At 68.0% G+C, this 19,240-nt stretch carries 22 protein-coding genes; 11 read left to right on the top strand and 11 right to left on the bottom strand.

Features of this window, described 5'->3' with window-relative positions; translation table 11 throughout:
- Positions 1-69: 69 nt before the first annotated feature.
- The 3 genes from ABIE24_RS04090 (at position 70) to ABIE24_RS04080 (ending at position 1,939) form a co-directional block, all read left to right on the top strand.
- Positions 70-924 carry a DUF4097 family beta strand repeat-containing protein gene (locus tag ABIE24_RS04090; RefSeq protein ID WP_354497077.1) on the top strand — a complete coding sequence of 285 codons (855 nt, stop codon included), beginning with the start codon at positions 70-72 and terminating at the stop codon, positions 922-924.
- Positions 921-1,547, top strand: coding sequence for a PadR family transcriptional regulator (locus ABIE24_RS04085; RefSeq protein WP_354497075.1), 627 nt, complete (start codon positions 921-923; stop codon positions 1,545-1,547). The genes ABIE24_RS04090 and ABIE24_RS04085 overlap by 4 nt, the downstream gene beginning before the upstream one ends.
- Positions 1,548-1,744: 197 nt before the next feature.
- Complete coding sequence (locus tag ABIE24_RS04080) at positions 1,745-1,939, top strand: DUF3073 domain-containing protein (RefSeq protein WP_090710591.1); 195 nt, start codon at positions 1,745-1,747, stop codon at positions 1,937-1,939.
- A gap of 82 nt (positions 1,940-2,021) precedes the next feature.
- Here the strand turns inward: ABIE24_RS04080 and ABIE24_RS04075 are convergent, their stop codons facing one another.
- The 5 genes from ABIE24_RS04075 to ABIE24_RS04055 all read right to left on the bottom strand — a co-directional run bounded on the left by ABIE24_RS04075 (position 2,022) and on the right by ABIE24_RS04055 (position 5,710).
- Entirely contained in the window at positions 2,022-2,357 is a 336-nt protein-coding gene (locus ABIE24_RS04075; protein WP_354497073.1) for a PGPGW domain-containing protein, read from the bottom strand.
- A gap of 41 nt (positions 2,358-2,398) precedes the next feature.
- Positions 2,399-2,557, bottom strand: a complete 159-nt coding sequence (locus ABIE24_RS04070) for a hypothetical protein (protein WP_354497071.1) — start codon at positions 2,555-2,557, stop codon at positions 2,399-2,401.
- A gap of 76 nt (positions 2,558-2,633) precedes the next feature.
- Positions 2,634-4,091, bottom strand: coding sequence for an amidophosphoribosyltransferase (purF, locus tag ABIE24_RS04065; RefSeq protein WP_354497069.1), 1,458 nt, complete (start codon positions 4,089-4,091; stop codon positions 2,634-2,636).
- A 30-nt stretch (positions 4,092-4,121) separates the two neighbouring features.
- Entirely contained in the window at positions 4,122-5,243 is a 1,122-nt protein-coding gene (purM, locus tag ABIE24_RS04060; protein ID WP_354497067.1) for a phosphoribosylformylglycinamidine cyclo-ligase, read from the bottom strand.
- The gene (locus ABIE24_RS04055; RefSeq protein WP_354497065.1) at positions 5,240-5,710 is read right to left on the bottom strand and encodes a hypothetical protein; all 471 of its coding nucleotides are present in this window, start codon (positions 5,708-5,710) and stop codon (positions 5,240-5,242) included. The genes purM and ABIE24_RS04055 overlap by 4 nt, the downstream gene beginning before the upstream one ends.
- Before the next feature lie 102 nt (positions 5,711-5,812).
- Here ABIE24_RS04055 and ABIE24_RS04050 point away from each other — a divergent pair, with 102 nt between their 5' ends.
- Positions 5,813-6,625, top strand: coding sequence for an EI24 domain-containing protein (locus ABIE24_RS04050; RefSeq protein ID WP_354497063.1), 813 nt, complete (start codon positions 5,813-5,815; stop codon positions 6,623-6,625).
- Between the two features lie 103 nt (positions 6,626-6,728).
- On the opposite strand, the gene ABIE24_RS04045 is transcribed toward ABIE24_RS04050, so the two are convergent.
- Complete coding sequence (locus ABIE24_RS04045) at positions 6,729-7,094, bottom strand: sterol carrier family protein (RefSeq protein WP_354497062.1); 366 nt, start codon at positions 7,092-7,094, stop codon at positions 6,729-6,731.
- A gap of 19 nt (positions 7,095-7,113) precedes the next feature.
- Between ABIE24_RS04045 and purD the strand changes: the two genes are divergently transcribed.
- The 5 genes from purD (at position 7,114) to ABIE24_RS04020 (ending at position 13,160) form a co-directional block, all read left to right on the top strand.
- The gene (purD, locus tag ABIE24_RS04040; protein WP_354497060.1) at positions 7,114-8,400 is read left to right on the top strand and encodes a phosphoribosylamine--glycine ligase; all 1,287 of its coding nucleotides are present in this window, start codon (positions 7,114-7,116) and stop codon (positions 8,398-8,400) included.
- Positions 8,401-8,535: 135 nt separating this feature from the next.
- A complete protein-coding gene (locus ABIE24_RS04035) occupies positions 8,536-9,414 on the top strand; it encodes a phosphoribosylaminoimidazolesuccinocarboxamide synthase (protein WP_354497058.1) in 879 nt (292 codons plus the stop codon).
- A gap of 11 nt (positions 9,415-9,425) precedes the next feature.
- Positions 9,426-10,880 (top strand): MFS transporter, encoded by a 1,455-nt coding sequence (locus tag ABIE24_RS04030; protein WP_354497057.1) that lies wholly within the window; start codon positions 9,426-9,428, stop codon positions 10,878-10,880.
- 58 nt (positions 10,881-10,938) lie between these two features.
- Positions 10,939-11,826 carry a VOC family protein gene (locus ABIE24_RS04025; protein ID WP_354497055.1) on the top strand — a complete coding sequence of 296 codons (888 nt, stop codon included), beginning with the start codon at positions 10,939-10,941 and terminating at the stop codon, positions 11,824-11,826.
- Between the two features lie 119 nt (positions 11,827-11,945).
- On the top strand, positions 11,946-13,160 hold the full coding sequence (locus ABIE24_RS04020) for an alpha/beta hydrolase (protein ID WP_354497054.1): 1,215 nt from the start codon (positions 11,946-11,948) through the stop codon (positions 13,158-13,160).
- Here the strand turns inward: ABIE24_RS04020 and ABIE24_RS04015 are convergent.
- Together ABIE24_RS04015 and ABIE24_RS04010 are read right to left on the bottom strand one after the other, a co-directional pair.
- Positions 13,142-13,765, bottom strand: coding sequence for a response regulator (locus ABIE24_RS04015; protein ID WP_354497052.1), 624 nt, complete (start codon positions 13,763-13,765; stop codon positions 13,142-13,144). The two genes, ABIE24_RS04020 and ABIE24_RS04015, sit on opposite strands and share 19 nt — an antisense overlap.
- Positions 13,762-15,003: a sensor histidine kinase gene (locus ABIE24_RS04010; RefSeq protein ID WP_354497050.1), complete on the bottom strand. Its 1,242-nt coding sequence runs from the start codon at positions 15,001-15,003 to the stop codon at positions 13,762-13,764. Before ABIE24_RS04010 ends, ABIE24_RS04015 begins: the two co-directional genes overlap by 4 nt.
- A gap of 139 nt (positions 15,004-15,142) precedes the next feature.
- Between ABIE24_RS04010 and purS the strand changes: the two genes are divergently transcribed.
- Positions 15,143-15,373, top strand: coding sequence for a phosphoribosylformylglycinamidine synthase subunit PurS (gene purS, locus ABIE24_RS04005; RefSeq protein WP_502916236.1), 231 nt, complete (start codon positions 15,143-15,145; stop codon positions 15,371-15,373).
- Between the two features lie 2 nt (positions 15,374-15,375).
- Positions 15,376-16,071: a phosphoribosylformylglycinamidine synthase subunit PurQ gene (purQ, locus tag ABIE24_RS04000; RefSeq protein WP_354497046.1), complete on the top strand. Its 696-nt coding sequence runs from the start codon at positions 15,376-15,378 to the stop codon at positions 16,069-16,071.
- Between the two features lie 21 nt (positions 16,072-16,092).
- Here the strand turns inward: purQ and ABIE24_RS03995 are convergent, their stop codons facing one another.
- The 3 genes from ABIE24_RS03995 to ABIE24_RS03985 form a co-directional block, all read right to left on the bottom strand.
- Positions 16,093-17,214 (bottom strand): hypothetical protein, encoded by a 1,122-nt coding sequence (locus ABIE24_RS03995; protein ID WP_354497044.1) that lies wholly within the window; start codon positions 17,212-17,214, stop codon positions 16,093-16,095.
- 108 nt (positions 17,215-17,322) lie between these two features.
- The gene (locus ABIE24_RS03990) at positions 17,323-18,147 is read right to left on the bottom strand and encodes an ABC transporter permease (RefSeq protein ID WP_354497042.1); all 825 of its coding nucleotides are present in this window, start codon (positions 18,145-18,147) and stop codon (positions 17,323-17,325) included.
- The gene (locus tag ABIE24_RS03985; protein ID WP_354497040.1) at positions 18,144-19,049 is read right to left on the bottom strand and encodes an ATP-binding cassette domain-containing protein; all 906 of its coding nucleotides are present in this window, start codon (positions 19,047-19,049) and stop codon (positions 18,144-18,146) included. Before ABIE24_RS03985 ends, ABIE24_RS03990 begins: the two co-directional genes overlap by 4 nt.
- Positions 19,050-19,240: the final 191 nt, after the last annotated feature.

Raw genomic sequence — 19,240 nt, 5'->3', positions numbered from 1 at the left:
GACTTCTCAACGGTTGCGATATATCGCGACCTCGAAATCGACCTCAGGGTCGGCAGAGAAGGAAGAACAATGGCATTGGAAAAATGGGTCGTGCTCCCCGGGGAGTCACGCATCATCGACGTCGAGCTTGTGCGCAGGCTCAAAGTCGGCCTCATCGGCGGCCAGATCGACATCCTCGGCCACGATGAGGATTCCGCCCGGATCGAGGTGCACAGCGTCTCGGGCAAGGACCTCAAGATCTCGATCGACGGCGACGTTCTCGAAATCGACCACCCACAACTGGGCTGGGACAACTTCCTCGACGTCTTCAAGTCATTCGGCCAGAACTCCGCGAAGGCCGAGATCAGCGTGCTGGTTCCCCGCCGCATCGCCCTGACGTTCGGCATGGTCTCGGCAAGTGCCCTCATCTCCGGACTGAAGACCAGCGCAAACCTGTCGACGGTCAACGGCGAGCTCCAGGTCGAAGGCGTCACCGGCGACCTCGACCTCAAGAGCGTCTCCGGCGAGATCAGCGTGCAGTCACATACCGGGGCCATCAACGCCCACACGGTGTCGGGCGACATCACCGCCGCGGGAAACATCTCGAAGTTCTCGAGCGACGGGGTCTCCGGCGACGTGTTCGTCGACGCCCAGGGGCACTGCGACCGGATCGCCACGAACACGGTTTCCGGCAACCTGACGGCCCGCCTGTCCGCCGATGTCGGCACGCGCTACGTCGTCAACACGGTGTCTGGCCGGCTTCAGCTCGACAACGCGGTGATCAAGGGCACCCGCGGTCGCGGCTTCCAGAGCACCACGGAAGGAGACGGCAACTTCTACACCGACGTCGTCGCCAATTCGGTCTCGGGCAACGTCACGGTGATCCGCCGCCCGGACCCCGCGCCGGCCGACAGGAACGCCTTCTCGACGGGTGGCGTGGCATGAGCCCCGTCTTCAGCCACGGAAGCCTCCGCCTCTACCTGTTGAGCCTCCTCGCGGAAGGCCCCAAGCACGGCTACGAGTTGATCCAGTCGCTCTCCGACCGCTTCGGGGGGACCTACTCCCCGAGCGCCGGCACGATCTACCCGCGGCTGGCGAAGCTCGAGGAAGAGGGACTGGTGTCGAAGGAGAGCGACGGCCGCAAGACCGTGTACTCGATCACCGATGTCGGTCGCCGGGAACTCGAGGGGCGCCAGGGCGACCTCGACGCCATCGAACTCGAGCTCACGGACTCGGTGCGGCGCCTCGCCGACACGGTCCGCACCGGCGTCACCGACGCGATGCGCAGCCTCAAAGCGGACCTTGCGTCCGCCGCCCGTCAGGCCTCGCAGTCGTCATCGAGCGCCCCGTCCGTTTCCACCGAGGAGCCAGACGACCGCGTCGCCAGCCGGATCGCCCTGCACGACGCCGACATGGTGATCGCGCAGTTCCGGCAGCAACTCCGTTCAGACCTCCGCCAGCAGGTGGCGACCGGCTCGCTGACGGATGCCACGGTGCAGCAGCTCCGGACCGATCTCGACCGCGTGCGTGACGGCATCCGGGCGGCATTCGGCACGACCACGGAGTAGCGGCTCGTGAGGGCGGACCGACAGGGTGGGTGTCCGGCGACGGACACTCACCCTTCTCCACGCTCTCGGCTGCCCGCGCGGCCGTTCAGGGCGGGGCGCCATGCTAAGATCGAGGTTAGTCTTTATCGTTCCCTGGTGGGTGAAAACCATAGGGCGGAACTTCACCGCCCCGCTACTAATTCGTAAGGGGGTCTCGCATGGGGCGTGGCCGTCAGAAGGCAAAGCACACCAAGATCGCGCGTGAGCTGAAGTCGTTTAGTCCTGATGTGAACTACGACGCGCTTGAGCGTGAGCTCACGGGTCATTCACACGACGACGCTTACAGCGACGAAGCGGCGAAGTGGTCGGAATACACCGACGACTTCCCTGCGGGCGAACCCAAGAGGGCTTGATCTCGACAAGCTCGATCCAAGGACCTCGGATCTCGATGTCGCGCGGTTCCTGAGCCTGTCGAAGGGCGATCACCGGGTAGAGCTATGCCCGGGCGGCGCGACGGGCGTTCCACCATGCCCAGAATCGCGCGAGCATCCGTTTGAGCAATCCGGCCGCCTTGCCGGCCCAGACGAACTCGGTTCCGAGAATCGCCAGCCCGAGAAAGACCACGAGCCATCCGGGCCCGGGGAGCGGGACCAAAAGCAGCCCGAGCAGGGCGATGCCTCCCCCGAGTCCGCCGACGGTGAATCGGTAGAAGCTGCGGAGGCGTGGCCGCGTGTCGATCCAGGCACGCACCCGTCGCAGCATCCGCCGAACGGGCCGGTCGGGGTTCTCCCCCGCGGCGATCTCGCGGCTCAGTTCTGCTTCGGTGACCATGTCGTCACGCTATATCGCGAGACTGGGTTTTCGCCGCGAGGTTAGCTGGCGACGGCGACGACGACCCAGGCGATGGCGCCGACGACCGAGATCACGCCGGTGCCGCCGGCGATCACCATCAGCAGTTCGTCGCGGGCACCCTGGCGAACCTCGCTGAACGGACTCGCCATCCTCTGGTTGTGTCGTGCGATCAGGCTCATAGTGAAAACTGTGTCACGGACGGCTGGCCCACGAAGCAGCATTGACAGCAGCGCCGGCGATGCGCTACGGGGTGGGTCAGGAGAGCTGGTTGCGCTCGACCCAGTCGAGGTACTCGGGTGTGACCGTTCCCGTGACGTAGTCGCCGGTGAAGCAGCTCATTTCGAGGTCGGTGACGCTCGAGCCCTGGATGATGGCCTGCTTCATGTCTTCGACCTCCTGGTAGATGAGGCGGTCGGCGCCGAGTTCGCGGGCGATCTCAGGAATCTTACGGTTGTGCGCGACGAGCTCCGATCGCGATGGCATGTTGATGCCGTAGACGTGCGGGTACCGCACCGGTGGTGCCGCTGAGGTGAACGTGACCTTGTTGGCGCCGGCGGCGCGAGCCATGTCGACGATCTCCTTCGACGTGGTGCCTCGCACGATCGAGTCATCGACGATGAGGATGTTCTTGCCCTTGAACTCCGTCGACATGGCGTTGAGTTTTTGTCGCACGCTCTTCTTGCGCTGCGCCTGCCCGGGCATGATGAAGGTACGGCCGACGTAGCGGTTCTTGTAGAACCCCTCGCGGTACTCGATGCCGAGCTTCTGCGCCACCTGCATGGCCGCCGGGCGCGAGGAGTCAGGGATCGGCATGACGACGTCGATGTCACCCATCGGCGTGTGTTCGGCGATGGTCCCCGCCAGTTTGTCGCCGAGACGCAGGCGCGCTTCGTACACCGAGATGCCGTTCATGACCGAATCCGGGCGGGCCAGGTAGACGTACTCGAACGAGCACGGCACGAGTCGCGGGTTCTTCGCGCACTGGCGGGAGTACATCTCACCCGAGGTGGTGATGAAGATCGCCTCACCCGGGGCGACCTCACGCACGACGTCGTAGCCGGCGCTCTCGAGAACGAGTGACTCCGACGTGACGATCCATTCGTCCCCGACGAACCCCGCTGAGCGGCGCCCGAGGATGAGGGGGCGGATGCCGAATGGGTCACGGAAGGCAAGCAGGCCGTGACCGGCGATCATGGCGATCGCCGCGTACGACCCCTCGACCCGTTCGTGCACCTGCGACACGGCCGTGAAGACCTGGTCGGGGTCGAGTTCGAGGCCGGTGATCTGCGACTGCAGTTCGGTGGCCAGCACGTTGAGCAGCATCTCGGTGTCGCTGGTGGAGTTCACGTGGCGGCGGTCGATGTGGAACAGGTCGTCGGCGAGTTCACGGGTGTTCGTGAGGTTCCCGTTGTGCACGAGGATGATGCCGTACGGCGCGTTCACGTAGAACGGCTGGGCTTCCTGCTCGTTGTCTGCGACGCCCTTCGTCGCGTAGCGGACGTGGCCGAGGCCCATCTTGCCCAGGAGCGACCGCATGTCGCGGGTGCGGAACGCTTCGCGCACCTGCCCCTTCGCCTTGTGGATGTGGAAGGTGGAGCCATCTGCCGTGGCAATGCCCGTGGAGTCCTGCCCGCGATGCTGCAGCAGCAGGAGCGCGTCGTAGACCTGCTGGTTGACCGGTTCCGGAGAGACGATGCCGACGATGCCGCACATACCTAGCGGGCTCCTTGCGTTGGAGGAATGTTAATGGGAATAGCTTCCGACGAGGCGGACGGCTCCGCCGTCGACGCCCTTCGCGCCCTGTTCGAACCCGGTGAGGTCGCGACGGGAGGTGGAGACCGTGCCGACCTGCCAGGCCGGGATGCCGCCGGCCGTGAGGTCCGCCGTGATCGCCGACGCGGCATCCGCCCGGACGACGGCGAAGAAGCCGATGCCGAGGTTCCACGTGCCCTCAGCACTCTCGAGCGTCGAGGAAGCGAGGTCGCTCAGCGCGCGGAAGACCGGGGCAGGAGACCAGCTCGTCCGGTCGACCTCGACCCAGCTGCCGACCGGAAGCACGCGCGCGAGGTTCGCGGCGATGCCGCCGCCGGTGACGTGCGAGAGCGCGTGGACGGCGCCCGGGTGGCGGCCGATGAGGTCGAGGAGCGGCGACGTGTACAGGCGGGTCGGCTCGAGGAGGACCTCTCCGACGACGCCGCCGAGCTCCGCCGACGTGTCGGTGAAGGCGATCTTGCGCTGGGCGAGGATGTGACGCACGAGGGAGTAGCCGTTGGAGTGGAGCCCGGAGGACTCCAGCGCGATCACGGCGTCGCCGTCTTCGACGAGGTGGGCGCCGAGCAGGGCGTCTGCCTCGATCACGCCGGTCGCGGCGCCGGCAACGTCGTAGTCGTCGGGGCCGAGCAGGCCGGGGTGTTCGGCGGTCTCGCCGCCGACGAGCGCGGTGCCGGTGTCTGAGCAGGCACGGGCGATGCCGGCGACGATGTCGGCGATGCGCTGTGGCACCACTTTGCCGCAGGCGATGTAGTCGGTCATGAAGAGCGGTTTCGCACCGACGACGACGATGTCATCGACGACCATGCCGACGAGGTCCTGGCCGATGGTGTCGTGCTTGTCGATGGCCTGCGCGATGGCGACCTTCGTGCCGACACCGTCGGTTGAGGTGGCGAGGAGGGGACGCTTGTACGAGGTGAGGAACGACACGTCGAAGAGGCCGGCGAACCCGCCGACGCCACCGAGAACTTCGGGTCCGTGGGTGTTGGCGACCGCTGACTTCATCAGCGAGACGGCCAGGTCCCCGGCCGCGGTGTCGACGCCGGCCTGCCGATAACTCGAGGAGGAGTCGTCGGCCGGGGTAGATGTGCTCACGCTTTGCCCTCGTTCGTGGTGGGGGGAAGATGCGGGGGGTTCTGCTCGAGAGCCGGTGCGGGCGCCGGGTCGATCGTCTCCGACTCGACCTGCGCGGGAGCCTCGTGCACGTCAACCTTATCCGCTTCGACGACACGGCTTCTCCGACTGCTCCTCCGGTCGAGCAGGAGGGCGACGACGAGGGCGAGGGCGATGCCGATCACGAGACCGATGAGCAGCAGGAACCCGAAGATCTGCAGTTGCGAGTACTCGGCGAACCCGTTGTCCCTGGCGTACTGGAGGTCCTGGGGAATCGAGACGGTGAGCACGAACGCGACGACGGCGCCGAGCAGGGCGCCGATCAGGACGAAGTTGCCGTACTTCGGTGAGCGCCTGACCGCTACCTGCCGACGGCCAACCGGCAGGCCGGATGCGGCGGGCTCTGCGGAGGGGGAGTCTGGCTCAGGACGGGCTGGCTCAGTGTTCATTGTTCTATTGTCGCTCATTACGCTGGGTGCTCCTCCCGCCCCGTTCGTATCGAGACGCGAGCGAAGCGAGCGTATCGAGACGCCGTGTCCTACCCTGTGAGCATGACGAGCAACACGACGAAGGTCGGCTTCCTCACCGGGTTCGGCCTGGGCATCCGGCTTCTCGCCCGTGGCTTCCGGCTCTGGGCGACGTCGCCCCGCCTCATGTTGATCGGCGCGATCCCCGGGCTGGTCACTCTTGTGATCATCGTCACGGCAGCCGTTGTGCTGGCCCTCAACCTCGAGAACATCTCCACATTCCTCACCCCGTTCGCCGACCGGTGGGACGAGGTGTATCGGACCGGCATCCGTCTGCTGGTCATGGCCGCGATCGCCGGTGCCGGCCTGCTCATCTTCGTCTACAGCTATACCGCGATCACCCTGCTGATCGGCCAGCCGTTCTTCGAGAGAATCTCCGAGCGGGTCGAGGCCTCGCTCGGCGGCGTCCCGCAGCAGGTCGACGCACCACTCCTCGCCTCCATCGCCCGCGGCATCGGCGAGTCCGTGCGGATCCTGCTTGTGACGCTCGCGATCGGTCTCGGTCTCTTCGTCCTCGGCTTCATCCCCGTCGTCGGAACGGTCCTCGCGTGGATCCTCGGTGCCATCACCGGAGGCTGGTTCCTCGCGCTCGAACTGTCGACACCGGCCTTTGAACGCCGGGGACTCCCGCTCAGACAGCGACGCGCTGCGCTCGGTGCCCAGCGCTCGACGACCCTCGGTTTCGGGGTCGCCGTGTTCGTGCTGTTCCTCGTGCCGCTCGGCGCCCTCGTCACCATGCCCGCGGCCGCTGCAGGCGCAACGCTTCTCGCCCGCCGCTCCCTGGGAGAGACCGACCGCCTCCCGGTGCAGAACGCATCCGGGACACCGCGCACGTAGGGCTGCCCCCGGCGCCTGGTCATCCACTTCGGACGAAGGCACCCGGCGCGCCGGACGACTCCGACCGGAACGGATGACCTCGCGGCCCAGGTGAAGCCAGCGATCAGTGCGGCAAGCGCAGCACCGGGATGTGACCGGTGAGGTCTGCGCGCTGCCCGGAGGCGGTGACGGTGCCGGATGCCGCGGCATCCGTCCACGACAGCGCTCCGGTCGCGAGGGCGAGCCAGGTTTCGGCATCCATCTCGATGACGTTCGGCGGCGTGCCGCGGGTGTGCCGTGGCCCTTCGATGCACTGCACGGCGCCGAACGGGGGGACCCGGACTTCGAGGGTGTTCCCACTCGACCGCTCGGCGAGCAACTGGAGGGTGTAGCGCACGGCGGTGGCGACCTCGTCGCGCGATGCCGCCTCGCGAACCGCGAGGTCGACCGCGTCGCGTCCGACGTCATCCGGAATACGGGCACGTGCCATGCGCTCTAGGCTAGTACGCGTGAAGATCCTTGTCCTCGGTTCGGGTGCGCGAGAGCACGCCATCATCCTGTCGCTCCTCAGTGAGGACGCCGACCACGAGGTTCTGGCAGCCCCGGGCAACGCCGGGATCGGGCAGGTCGTCGAAACCGTCGACCTCGACCCGAACGACCCCGTGGTCGTCGCCAACTACGCCATCGCCCAGGGCATCGCCCTCGTCGTGATCGGACCGGAGGCGCCCCTTGTCGCCGGTGTCGCCGACGAACTGCGTGAGCAGGGCATCCCCGTCTTCGGACCCGGGCGGGCGGCCGCCGAGCTCGAGGGTTCGAAGACCTTCGCGAAGCGCGTCATGGATGTCGCCGGTGTACCCACCGGTCGCGCCCGCCGTTCGTCCACTCTCACCGAAGCAGAGGCGGCGCTCGACGCGTTCGGCGCGCCCTACGTCGTCAAGGCCGACGGCCTCGCCGCCGGCAAGGGCGTCCTGGTCACCACCGACCGCGCGGCCGCCGTCGAGCACGCCCGCACCTACCTCGAACAGGGCAGCGTGCTGGTCGAAGAGTTCCTCGACGGGCAGGAAGTCTCCCTGTTCTTCGTCAGCGACGGCCACACCGTTGTGCCGCTGTCCCCCGCCCAGGACTACAAGCGCCTCGCCGACGGCGACGAAGGCCCGAACACCGGCGGCATGGGTGCTTACTCGCCGCTGCCCTGGCTCGACGAGACCTTCGGCAGCGAAGACGCCTTCGTCACGGAGGTGCTCGAGACAATCGCGAAACCGGTCGTCGCCCGGCTCGCCGACGAGCAGACCCCGTTCATCGGCCTGCTCTACGCCGGTCTCATCCTCACCTCCCGGCGCGAGAAGGCCGACGACCGCGGCATCCGGGTGATCGAATTCAACGCCCGCTTCGGTGATCCCGAGACCCAGGTCGTGCTCCCGCGGCTGACGACGCCCCTCTCCGAGCTGCTCTACGCGGCCGCGACCGGAACGCTCCGGGACGACCGCCCGACGTTCGCCGCGGCATCCGCCGTTACCGTCGTTCTCGCGAGCGAGAACTACCCGTCGGCGCCCGCCACCGGGCGCCCCCTCCGCGGCCTCACCGAAGCGGAGGCCGTCGCCGGCGTCCACCTGGCGCACGCCGCCACCGCGGTCCAGGGCGACGAGCTCGTGTCGACGGGCGGCCGCGTCTTGAGCGTGGTCGCGCTGGGCGACGACTTCACCGAGGCCCGCGCCCGCGCCTACGAAGCGCTCGGCCACATCTCGCTCGAGGGCGCTCAGCACCGGACGGACATCGCCGCACGCGTGGCCCACTGACGCCCCGCGCCACCTCACCCCGGACGATCGCGGCGACGCGCGGGGCGATCGGCGTCGCGCGGGCGCACTCGCACCCGCGCGAGGCCGAAACACCCGCGCGACGGAGCCGCCCCGTTCCGGCGCGATAATGGACGGGTGAGCGAATCGACGAACCTGCCCGGCTGGACCCACCTCTACTCAGGCAAGGTTCGTGACCTGTACGAACGCGACGGCGCGGCATCCGATGCCCTTCTCGTCGTGGCGAGCGATCGGGTGAGCGCGTTCGACCACGTGCTCTCCCCCGGCATCCCGGGCAAGGGCGAGCTGCTGACCACCCTCAGCCTCTGGTGGTTCGACCGGCTCGATGTGCCGAACCACCTGCTCGCCGACCACGAGCTCGCGGCGGCGGTTCCGGCCGAGGTCGCCGGTCGCGCGATGCTCGTGAAGAAACTCGACATGTTCCCGGTCGAGTGCGTCGTGCGGGGCTACCTCACCGGCTCCGGCTGGAAGGAATACCTCGAGTCGCGCAGCGTCTGCGGGATTCCCCTTCCCGACGGCCTGAACAACGGCGACCGCCTTCCGGAACCGCTCTACACGCCCGCGTACAAGGCGCCGATGGGCGAACACGACGAGAACATCTCGTTCGAGCAGAGCGTCGACCTGGTCGGCGAAGCGGATGCCACGGCGCTGCGGAACGCGTCGCTCGCGATCTACGCGCAGGCCGCCGCCATCGCGGAGCAGAGGGGCGTGATCCTCGCCGACACCAAGTTCGAGTTCGGCCGCGACCCGAAAACCGGGGTGCTCACCCTCGCCGACGAGGTCCTCACCTCCGATTCTTCGCGGTACTGGGACGCCGCCGTCTACGCCGGCGCCGAAACCCCCGAGGCCCGCATGGCGAGCTTCGACAAGCAGATCGTGCGCGACTGGCTCGCCGCGAACTGGGACTCGGCCGGCACCCCGCCCGAGCTTCCGGCCGGGATAGTCGAAAAGACCGCGGCACGCTACCGGGAATTACTGGAGCGACTGACAGCGTAATGTTCTGAGAGATGTCTGAACTCTCTCCGAACGATGCCCACGCCAACCGAGTCAAGTGGGAGAGCTTCTGGGTTTGCGTCGGTGTGGCCTGCCTCACCATTCTTGACATCGCCAAGATCAACGTGGGACTGCCATCGGTCGAGGACTCGCTCGGCGGCGGCGCCACCGAGCTGCAGCTGATCGTCGCCGGCTACGCGCTGGCTTTCGGGCTCGCGCTCGTCCCGTCGGGGCGACTGGGTGACATCCGTTCCCGCCGCACCATGTTCCTCATCGGCCTCACGTCGTTCATCCTCGCCAGCCTGCTCTGCGCCGTCGCACCGACGATCGAGATCCTCGTGATCGGCCGCATCCTGCAGGGCGTCGCCGCGGGCATCCAGATGCCGCAGGTGCTCGGTCTCATCCAGCAGCTCTTCCAGGGCCGCGACCGCGGCAAGGCTTTCGGTCTGTTCGGGGCCGTCATCGGCCTCTCCACCGCCTTCGGCCCGACCCTCGGCGGGCTGCTCATCGCGATCGGCGGCCACGAGGACGGCTGGCGGCTGCTGTTCTGGATGAACATCCCCCTGGGTATGATCGCCATCTGGTTCGCCTGGCGGCTCCTGCCGAAGACGCAGGTCCACGAAGCCGGGGCGAAGAACCTCGACGTCACCGGAATCCTGCTGCTCGGCGCCGCCACGTTCAGCCTGATGCTGCCCTTCGTGCTCACCACCGGCGGCCCCGACGACGACCCCGCCCGCTGGTTCTGGCTCGTCGGCTTCGTCGTCGCCGGCGCCGCGTTCGTCTGGTGGGAGCGCCGCTACCTCCGGATCGGCAAATCGCCTGTCGTGCACTTCGGGCTGCTCCGTCTCTCGTCGTACCGGAACGGCATCCTCATCGCCACGGCCTACTTCGCGGCGATCCCGGCCATGTTCCTCATCGTCACGCTGTTCCTCCAGCAGGGCCTCGGCCTCGAAGCGGTGTTCGCGGGCATGGTCTCGATCCCGTTCGCGCTCGCGTCAGCGGTCACGTCCTGGCTCGGCGGCCGGCTGGTCAACACGCACGGCCGGTCGGTGGTCGTGCTGGGCGTCGTCCTCGCCGGACTCGGGATCGGCGCCACGCTGCCGATCGCGGCGTTCGCGAGCGAAGCCTGGATGCCCTGGCTGCTCGCCGCGGTTCTCGCCGTTGCCGGCGCGGGTGGCGGGTTCGTCATCTCTCCGAACCAGACCCTCACCCTCCAGGACGTACCGGTCACGCAGGGCGGCGTCGCTGGTTCGGTCGGGCAGGTCGGGCAGCGCGTCGGCACCGCCATCGGCGTCGCCGTCGCCTCGAGCACCTTCTTCGCGACCCTCTACGCCGAGCAGGGGCTCGACAACCCGGTGGAGATCTACCGGGATGCCTACCTGCGGGGCACAACGATCATCGTCGCCCTCCTCGTCCTCGCCCTGATCCTCAGCCTGCTCGACCTGCGGAAGCGCGCGGTGTCCGCCTGAGTACGAAGAATGTGCCCGTAGCGGGAATGTTGTCGCTACAACTATAGTTATACCCATCATGAACTCGCTCGCACCCTCAGACAAACTTGCCGCAGACACCGCGATGGGCCCCGTGACGCTTCTCGTGGCCGACCTCGACGCGATGACGACGTACTACACGGATGCCGTTCCCCTGCACGTCCTGTCGGCCACCGAACACACGGTGAGCCTGGGCCGGGGCGGCGTTCCCGCCGTCATCCTCGAGCACGCCCCCGAGCTCAAGCACGCCTCGCCCGGGTCGGCCGGCCTCTTCCACACGGCCATCCTGTTCGAATCGAAAGCCGCCCTCGCCGCTGCGCTCTACTCGGTCGCGCGTAAAGCGCCGGGAACGTTCACGGGCAGCGCCGACCACCTCGTCAGCATCGCCTTCTACTTCACAGACCCCGAGGGCAACGGCGTCGAACTGTACTGGGACCGTGACCGCACCGAGTGGAGCTGGGTTCACGGGCAGATCGAGATGGCCACGCTCTACGTCGACCCCAATGAGTTCCTCTCTCAGCACCTCACCGAGCAGGGCCAGGCCATGCCCGGCGACGAGTCCGTCTTCGGCGGCGCGCAGGTCGGGCACGTCCACCTGTCCGTCGGCGACGTGACATCCGCCCGCGAGTTCTACGTCAACACGCTCGGCTTCGACGCCACCACCATGTTCGGCAACCAGGCGCTCTTCGTCTCGGCCGGCGGCTACCACCACCACATGGCGATGAACGTGTGGAACTCCCGCGGCGCGGGCCCCCGGATGCCCGCACTCGGCCTCGGCCGGATCGACATCGTCGTTCCCGAGGGGGATGCCATCGGCGAACTCACCGAACGCCTCACCCACCACAAGGTGCAGGTCCGCGACGACGGCCAGACCCTGAGCTTCGGCGACCCGTGGGCGAACCTCATCCGGGTGCAGTCCGCCTCCTGAGAACCCCGCAGGCCCGGCGCCGGGCCAGCCGTCAGGTGCACCAGTCAAGCCCGTACCGGAATCCTGCGCCGCCCGGCCGGACTTGGTACTGTCGAGCCCACCGAAAAGGAGGGATCGCCGTGCCACTCGATCCGTACTTCCGCGCCATGTACCTGGCCAGGCGACGCGACATGATCGTCGAGACCCGCAGCATCCTCCTCGGCTTCGTGACGAGCGCGGTCACGCGGCTGTTCCCCTGGCGACGGGATGCCGCGAAGCTCGCCCTCGTGGAATCCCCGGCCCGCACGGTCGGCACCAAGGCGGCGGGCACGGCCGTCGCCGGCGCCGAAGCATCCCACGCCGCAGCGGCTCCCACCATCAAACCGCCGCTCTCGCCGGAAGAGAAGGCCAGGCGCAAGACCCCGGCCTGGAAGCGGCACAACGCGCAGAAGTGGGACACCAAGCTCTACCGCCGGGTCGGTCTGGAACCTCCCGAGGTGGAGGTCACCGACCATCAGGTCGATGTTCCCGGCCATCCGACGGTTCGCGTGCGCGCGTACCGACCGCTCGACGGCGACGGAAGCGGAGTCGGCCGAGGCGAATCGGGGCCGCTGTTGCCCGCCGTCCTCGCCTTCTTCGGCGGTTCCTTCCAGCTCGGCGGCGTCGACTACACGAGCATCGATGCCACCTTCCGGTCCCGCACCGTCGACGCCCGCGTGATCCATGTCGCCGTCGACTACGCGCTCGCCCCTGAGCACCAGTACCCCACCCAGATCGAGCAGGGGTACGCCGCCCTCGACTGGCTCGTCGCGAACGCGGAGCGGCTGGGCGTCGACCCGGATCGCATCGGCATCACCGGCATCTCTTCCGGCGGGAACATCGCCGCGAGCGTCACGCTCGTCAACCGGGACCGTGCCCGGCATCCGCTTCGGCTCCAGGTGCTCGAGGTGCCCGTCACCGACCTCACCGGCAAGTCGATCGACATGGCGCCGGTCCGTGAGATGCGCATCCCCCGGTTCCTTGCACATCGTGAGCTCGTGCAGGTTGCGGAAGCGTACCTGGGCGACCTGACGCGGGCGAAAGAGCCCTACGCGTCACCGGCGCGCGCGCTCACCCACCGCGGACTGCCCCCCGCCTGGATCTTCACCGCCGAGTACGACGCCCTCCGACTCGACGGAGAGGGTTATGCCGCCATCCTCCGCGCCTCAGGAGTCGACGCCAGCGCGGTGCGATACCAGGGCGCCACCCATGAGGCGGCGATCTACACGAAAGTCGTGCCGCTCGCCCGCCGGTGGCACGCCGACGTTGTCACCGCGTTGCGCATCCTGCACGAGGATCAGGTCGGTCGGATGTAACCGCGGTCGCGGGCGGATGCCACGGCGGCCGTCCGCGACGACACCTGCAGTTTCGTGAAGATGTGCACCAGGTGGCTCTTCACGGTGGCCTCGGAGAGGAAAAGCGCTTTCGCGATGGCGCGGTTGGAGCATCCGTCGGCGACGAGCCCGAGGACTTCGGCTTCCCTCGTCGTGAGTGTCTCACCCGAGGAGTTCGCTCGCGCCTCGAGCCGCCCCGCGACGGTCGGCGCCAGGGCGCTTTCGCCCCGCGCCGCCGCACGCACCGCCGCGATCAGTTCGGCCGGCGGCGCGTCCTTGAGCAGGTAGCCGGAGGCACCGGCCTCGACCGCCCCGAGGATGTCGGCGTCCGTGTCGTAGTTGGTGAGCACGAGCACATGCGGCGCGCCGGCCGCCGACCGGATCCGGCGTGTGGCTTCGGCGCCCTGCATGCCACCGCCGAACTGCAGGTCCATGAGGACGATGTCGACGCCAGTCCCGCTCTGTTCGACCGCGCGCTCTCCGGTTGCCGCCTCCGCGACGACGTCGAGGTCGGGCTCCGTCGCGAACAACGCGCGCAGGCCGGCCCGGACGACCGGGTGGTCATCGGCGATCAGCAGCCGAATCACGCGGACACCTCCGATCGGGACGGAGCGGTTGGTGCTTCGTGGAGGATGGGCACGGTGACGGCAAGGGCCGTTCCCTCGCCCGGGGCTGACTCCACGCTGAGCACGCCGCCGAGCGACGCAACGCGCTGGCGGATCGCGCGCAGCCCGAAGGAGTCGCCGGGAGCGGCGGATGCCGCCTCGCCGGGATCGAAGCCGATGCCGTCGTCGACGACGTCGAGCGAGACACTGTCGGACTGGTAGGTGAGCGTGACGTCGGCGCGCGATGCCCGCGCATGCCGGGCGACGTTCGCGATCGCCCCCTGCGCGATGCGGAGCAGCGTCGCGGTGACGTTCATCGGCAGCGGCACCGGATCGCCCTCGAGCTGGAAGTTGACGGCCGCAGGTGTTCCCGCGGCGCGCAGGGTTTCGGCGGTGGAGTCGGCGAGGCGCGCAAGCGCGCCAGGCAGCGTGCGGTCGTCGAGCGCCGGCGGAGTAAGCTCGCCGATGATCCTCCTCGTGTCGACGAGGGAATCGGCCGCGGTCTGCCGCGCCAGCTGTAACTGCTCCAGGCCGGGGCGGTCGCCGTCGAGGCGCTCAGCCGCGTGCAGCAGAAGCTGGATGCTCGACAGCGCCTGCGCGATGGTGTCGTGGATCTCCCGGGCGAGGCGCTCGCGTTCGGCCAGCACCCCCGCTGCCCGTTCGGCGGCCGCGAGTTCACTCCGGGTCTCGACCAGTTCGGTGATGAGTTGTTGCCGTTCCTCCGCCTCCCGGTAGAGCGCCCGGTAGCCGAACCCGATCGCAAGTGCGACACCGGCACCGATGATCGGCCCGATCACCCCGCCGATCGTGAACGTGGAATGGATCCCGATGGCGGCCACGGCGAGCGCCGTGGAAACGACGACGGCGGCCACGGCGACGCGTGACGGAAGCAACTGGAGGAAGAGGAAGAAGAGCGGGAAGACGAGAAAGGCGGCATCCGGGGTCAGCCAGACGAGGGCGAGCCAGAGCAGGCTCAGCACGCCGACCCACAACCAGGCGACCCACCGCAAGGTCCGCACGCTTTCGGGTTTCAGATGCGCCAACAGGGAACCGCCGAGGTACACGACGAGGAGACTGGAGGCGAGGCCGTGGATGAGGGCCTCATGAGGGGCATCGCTGATCACCGACCGCACCATCACCACGACGATGAGCGCGATCAGCAACGAGTGCAGCGACCAGCGCAGACCCGTGAATACGGGTGTCAGGGCTGAATGGTTCATGGGCTCCCTCTCGCCGAAAGCCTAGTTGGGTGCGGTTCCCGCGGCATCCATCGTTAGTTCGAGGTGCCGGTAGGATTGAGGTATTCCCCCACCTCTATCACCCGGGAGACATTCGGTGCCCACCATCCTCGTTGAAGTAATGCCCAAAGCCGAGCTGCTCGACCCGCAAGGCAAGGCGGTCTCCGGGGCGCTCACGCGGCTCGGCAAGTCCGAGTTCACCGATGTTCGCATCGGCAAGCGGTTCGAACTGACCGTCGACGGCCCGATCACGGATGCCGTCCGCGCGGACGTTCAGCACATCGCCGACGAGATCCTCTCGAACTCGGTGATCGAGGACGTCGTCGCGATCACCTACCCGGAGGCCGAGTAGTCATGCGCATCGGCGTCATCACCTTCCCGGGCTCGCTCGACGAGCGTGACGCCCAACGGGCGATCCGTATCGCCGGTGCAGAACCGGTCGCCCTGTGGCACGGCGAGCACGACCTCCACGGCGTCGACGCCCTCGTTCTGCCCGGTGGATTCAGCTACGGCGACTACCTGCGTGCCGGTGCCATCGCATCCGTCTCGCCGATCATGGCGGAGGTCATCGACGCCGCGAACAAGGGTATGCCTGTCCTCGGCATCTGCAACGGATTCCAGATGCTCACCGAGGCGCACCTGCTGCCCGGCGGCCTGATCCGCAACGACCACGGCCATTTCATCCGCCGCGACCAGGCGCTGCGCGTCGAGAACGCCGACACCGCGTGGACGGGCGACTTCACCGCGAACGACGAGATCGTCATCCCGCTGAAGAACGGGGAGGGCGGCTTCATCGCCTCAGAGAACGAACTCGATCGGCTCGAAGGCGAAGGCCTCGTGGTCTTCCGCTACCTCGACCGCAACCCGAACGGCTCCCTCCGCGACATCGCCGGCATCACCAACGAACGCGGCAACGTCGTCGGCCTCATGCCGCACCCGGAGCACGCGGTCGAGCCCGGCTTCGGACCGGACACCCCGGATGCCATGCGTTCCGGCGTCGACGGCCTCACGCTCTTCACGAGCGCGATCGCGGCACTCCAGGCGGTCTAACACCTCCCTCGTTCACCGCGATCAGCGCTTGGCCGGAGCGACCACGGGGATGCCTGCGGTGTCCGTTCGACGGTAGCGCGGGTGCGGCGGCCGGGTCTCGAGGTGGTCGGCGTCGACGGCGCCGAGGTTGCGGATCAGGATGATCAGCCAGGAGAAGATGAGGAACGCGGCGATGAGTTCCGTCGCCGTGAGGTTGTAGTAGCCCTGCAGGAACGCCACCGCGGCGCCCACGATCACCCCGAGGAAGACGAAGCCGAGGGCGACGAACGCGCGTGAGATCGCCGGGACGAGATAGCCCATGCTGATGATCAGCGCGGCGTACACGGTCAGCATCCCCGACGCGACCGAATTGTGGACAGCGAGGTTCTCGTCGACGGGGAACAGTCCGACGCAGGCGAGCAGGATGCCCATGAGGACGAGTCCGCCCTGGAGCAGCAGGACCCGCCGACGCGACTTCTGTGACTTCGACTGCGCCGCGATCTCCAGCTCCTTCGTGGCGAAGCTCGCGACGATGGTCACCATGAAGCCCCCAATCGCCAGGGTGAAGTTGAACGCGAACCCGGAGAGGGTGTCGCCCATCCCCAGCGCGCTGAGGTTCTTCTGCCACCACAGGGGGTCCTCCGCCGTGAGCATGCTGCTGAGCACCCCCATCGACAGGAACACGGCGAGAAGCGCCGCGAGGAGGTAGATGTTCATGTTCACGGCGGACAGGTAGGCGAAATAGGTGGTGACGGCACCGACGACACCGATGATCACGGCGCTCGCGAAGGGAAACAGGACGGCCCCGAGGAACGAGCGGGACAGGAGCGAGAACAGGGCAAGAGTGCCGATGAGGAACACAGACGCGTGCGCGATCGCAAGCGCGGCGATGTCGAAGACGTCGCGTGCCGTTCCTCCGCGACGATGGATCGGGGGCCTCGACCTGCGGCGCTTCACGATCCCGACCACAACGGCCGCGGCACCGAGGATGGCAGCGCCTCCCGCGGCTGTCGCACCGGCCGATCCGCGGCCCGACAGCGGCACCGGTTCACCACCAGAGGCGATGAACCCGACGACGCTCATCACCACGAAGCCCGCCGCTCCCACGGCCAGTGCCAGCGTTTCGGCCGTGACGGCGCTGGGCGAACCGTCGATGTTGGTCATGGTCGTCTCCCCTCACGCAGGTGTTGCTCGGATCATCCCAAACGGCCGGCGGCCGCGCGTCGCCCCGGGAGGATGAGACCGAGCCCTGCGTGGAGGGTCGGGCGATTCTCAGGTCACATCCCGCTTCCACGACACGAAGTAGCCGAGAACGGTGAGCACGAGGGCGAGGAAAGCGAGCAGGAGCCCGCCCTGCCACCACTCGAGCGGGTCGACGCCGACACCGGTCGCGCCGGTGGTGAACAGGCTGGGCGCGCCGACGAGGGCGTCGCTCGCGGCCCCGGGCAGGAACCGGCCGAGGGCTGCCGCCCAGTCGGCGAACATCGTCACCGCACGGAGGGTCGGCTCAACGAACTGGGTGAACGCGAGGATCACGACGATCGCGGCGACCTGGTTGGGGATGAGGGCGCCGAGCCCGACGCCGATGACCGCCCAGAGCGCGAGCGCGAGAACGCCCCTGCCGATCAGCGCCCAGGTGTCGCTGTGATCGAGCTGGGTGTCGAGGCCGAACAGCGCGACGACTCCTGCTCCGGCACCGACAGACGCGATCACGCCGAACACCCCGAAGACCGCGCCGAAGATCAGCAGGGCGGCACTCTTCGCGCTGAGGACGACACCGCGCTTCGGCGTCGCCAGGAACGTCGGCGTGAGCATCTGGTGCCGGTACTCGCCGGTCACCGCGAGCGCGCCCAGGAGCACGGGGAACACGTACCCGAACGTACTGACCGAGCCGTAGAGCATCGGGGCGAGGATGTCCATGGGAGGCGCGCCCTGGGCCTCAGCCCCTCCGGCTTTCGAGAGGAACCCGAAAAGGGCACCCAGCCCACCCGAGATGAAGGCGATGTAGACGACGAGGATGATGGCGAGGATCCACCAGATGCGAGTGGTGAGGATCTTCGCGATCTCGGCACGGAAGGCGGGAACGAACGTGTTCACAGCGATCCCCCCTCTCCGACCAGCGCGAGGAAGGAGTCCTCGAGTCCCGACTTCTGTCGGTGCAGTGAACTCACCTCCACTCCGGCCGTGAACGCGATATGGCCGACCTGCCCCGGTTCGAGCCCCGAGACGAGAATGCCGGCCCTGGCGACCTCGAAGGTGGCGGATGCCGCGGAGAGCGCCGCCGTCAGTTGCTCGCGATTCGGGGAGTCCACGATCACTTTCGTCGCCGACCCTTCGATCTCGAGGCTCGACAGCGGCCCGCGGTGCACGAGCTCGCCCCGCGCGATGATGACGACTTCGTCGACGCTCTGCTGGACTTCGCTGAGAAGGTGGGAGGAGATCAGCACCGTGCGCCCTTCAGCGGCGAGTGTGCGGAGGAAGCCGCGGATCCATTTGATCCCCTCGGGGTCGAGGCCGTTGATCGGCTCGTCGAGCACGAGCACGCCCGGGTCGCCGAGAAGCGCGAAGGCGAGACCGAGACGCTGGCGCATGCCGAGTGAGTAACCCCCGACCCGCCGGGTTGCGTGCGCGCTGAGCCCGACAGTGTCGAGGACGATCGGCACCCGTTTCGGATCGATCCGTGCGGCTTTGGCGTAGACACCGAGGTGGTCACGGGCGGTCCTGCCGGGGTGGAAGCTGGCGGCCTCGAGGGCCGACCCGACCGAGGCGAGCGGCGACGGCAGATCCCGATAGCGCACGCCGCCGAGTGTGGCGGAGCCGGCCGTCGGGGTGACGAGACCGAGCAGCATCCGCAGTGTGGTGGTCTTTCCTGCGCCGTTCGGGCCGAGGAAGCCGGTGACACGGCCGGGCTCGACGGTGAAGCTGAGGTCAGAAACGGCGGTGACGGGGCCGAAGCGTTTCGTGACGCCGGCGAATTCGATGGGGACTCCCGTTGGCATGCTGCTCCTGAAGTAGATGGGCGGGGGTACGTCTCCACTCTGGCAGCGATCCGGATGCCGGGGCATCCCCCGAACGGCGGAGATGGGCGACGGATGCCGTTACTCCTTTCGGACGACGCCCCGCCGGCGGGGCGCCTGCGAGGATGGAGGCATCCCGACTTTCCGACCGCGAGCATCCGTTCGCCTCGCGG

Origin of the sequence: Mycetocola sp. 2940 (genome assembly GCF_040548835.1) — a bacterium.
GTDB lineage: Bacteria > Actinomycetota > Actinomycetes > Actinomycetales > Microbacteriaceae > Mycetocola_A.
The sequence above is the reverse complement of the archived record's forward strand: the minus strand, read 5'-3'. Positions and strand labels throughout refer to the sequence as shown.

Bases quoted from the DNA above. Each gene is read 5' to 3' on its own strand.
- ABIE24_RS04090 (WP_354497077.1), top strand. From the start codon at position 70: ATGGCATTGGAAAAATGGGTCGTGCTCCCCGGGGAGTCACGCATCATC.
- ABIE24_RS04085 (WP_354497075.1), top strand. From the start codon at position 921: ATGAGCCCCGTCTTCAGCCACGGAAGCCTCCGCCTCTACCTGTTGAGC.
- ABIE24_RS04080 (WP_090710591.1), top strand. From the start codon at position 1,745: ATGGGGCGTGGCCGTCAGAAGGCAAAGCACACCAAGATCGCGCGTGAG.
- ABIE24_RS04075 (WP_354497073.1), bottom strand. From the start codon at position 2,357: ATGGTCACCGAAGCAGAACTGAGCCGCGAGATCGCCGCGGGGGAGAAC.
- ABIE24_RS04070 (WP_354497071.1), bottom strand. From the start codon at position 2,557: ATGAGCCTGATCGCACGACACAACCAGAGGATGGCGAGTCCGTTCAGC.
- purF (WP_354497069.1), bottom strand. From the start codon at position 4,091: ATGTGCGGCATCGTCGGCATCGTCTCTCCGGAACCGGTCAACCAGCAG.
- ABIE24_RS04055 (WP_354497065.1), bottom strand. From the start codon at position 5,710: ATGAACACTGAGCCAGCCCGTCCTGAGCCAGACTCCCCCTCCGCAGAG.
- ABIE24_RS04050 (WP_354497063.1), top strand. From the start codon at position 5,813: ATGACGAGCAACACGACGAAGGTCGGCTTCCTCACCGGGTTCGGCCTG.
- ABIE24_RS04045 (WP_354497062.1), bottom strand. From the start codon at position 7,094: ATGGCACGTGCCCGTATTCCGGATGACGTCGGACGCGACGCGGTCGAC.
- ABIE24_RS04030 (WP_354497057.1), top strand. From the start codon at position 9,426: ATGTCTGAACTCTCTCCGAACGATGCCCACGCCAACCGAGTCAAGTGG.
- ABIE24_RS04025 (WP_354497055.1), top strand. From the start codon at position 10,939: ATGAACTCGCTCGCACCCTCAGACAAACTTGCCGCAGACACCGCGATG.
- ABIE24_RS04010 (WP_354497050.1), bottom strand. From the start codon at position 15,003: ATGAACCATTCAGCCCTGACACCCGTATTCACGGGTCTGCGCTGGTCG.
- purS (WP_502916236.1), top strand. From the start codon at position 15,143: ATGCCCAAAGCCGAGCTGCTCGACCCGCAAGGCAAGGCGGTCTCCGGG.
- purQ (WP_354497046.1), top strand. From the start codon at position 15,376: ATGCGCATCGGCGTCATCACCTTCCCGGGCTCGCTCGACGAGCGTGAC.
- ABIE24_RS03995 (WP_354497044.1), bottom strand. From the start codon at position 17,214: ATGACCAACATCGACGGTTCGCCCAGCGCCGTCACGGCCGAAACGCTG.
- ABIE24_RS03985 (WP_354497040.1), bottom strand. From the start codon at position 19,049: ATGCCAACGGGAGTCCCCATCGAATTCGCCGGCGTCACGAAACGCTTC.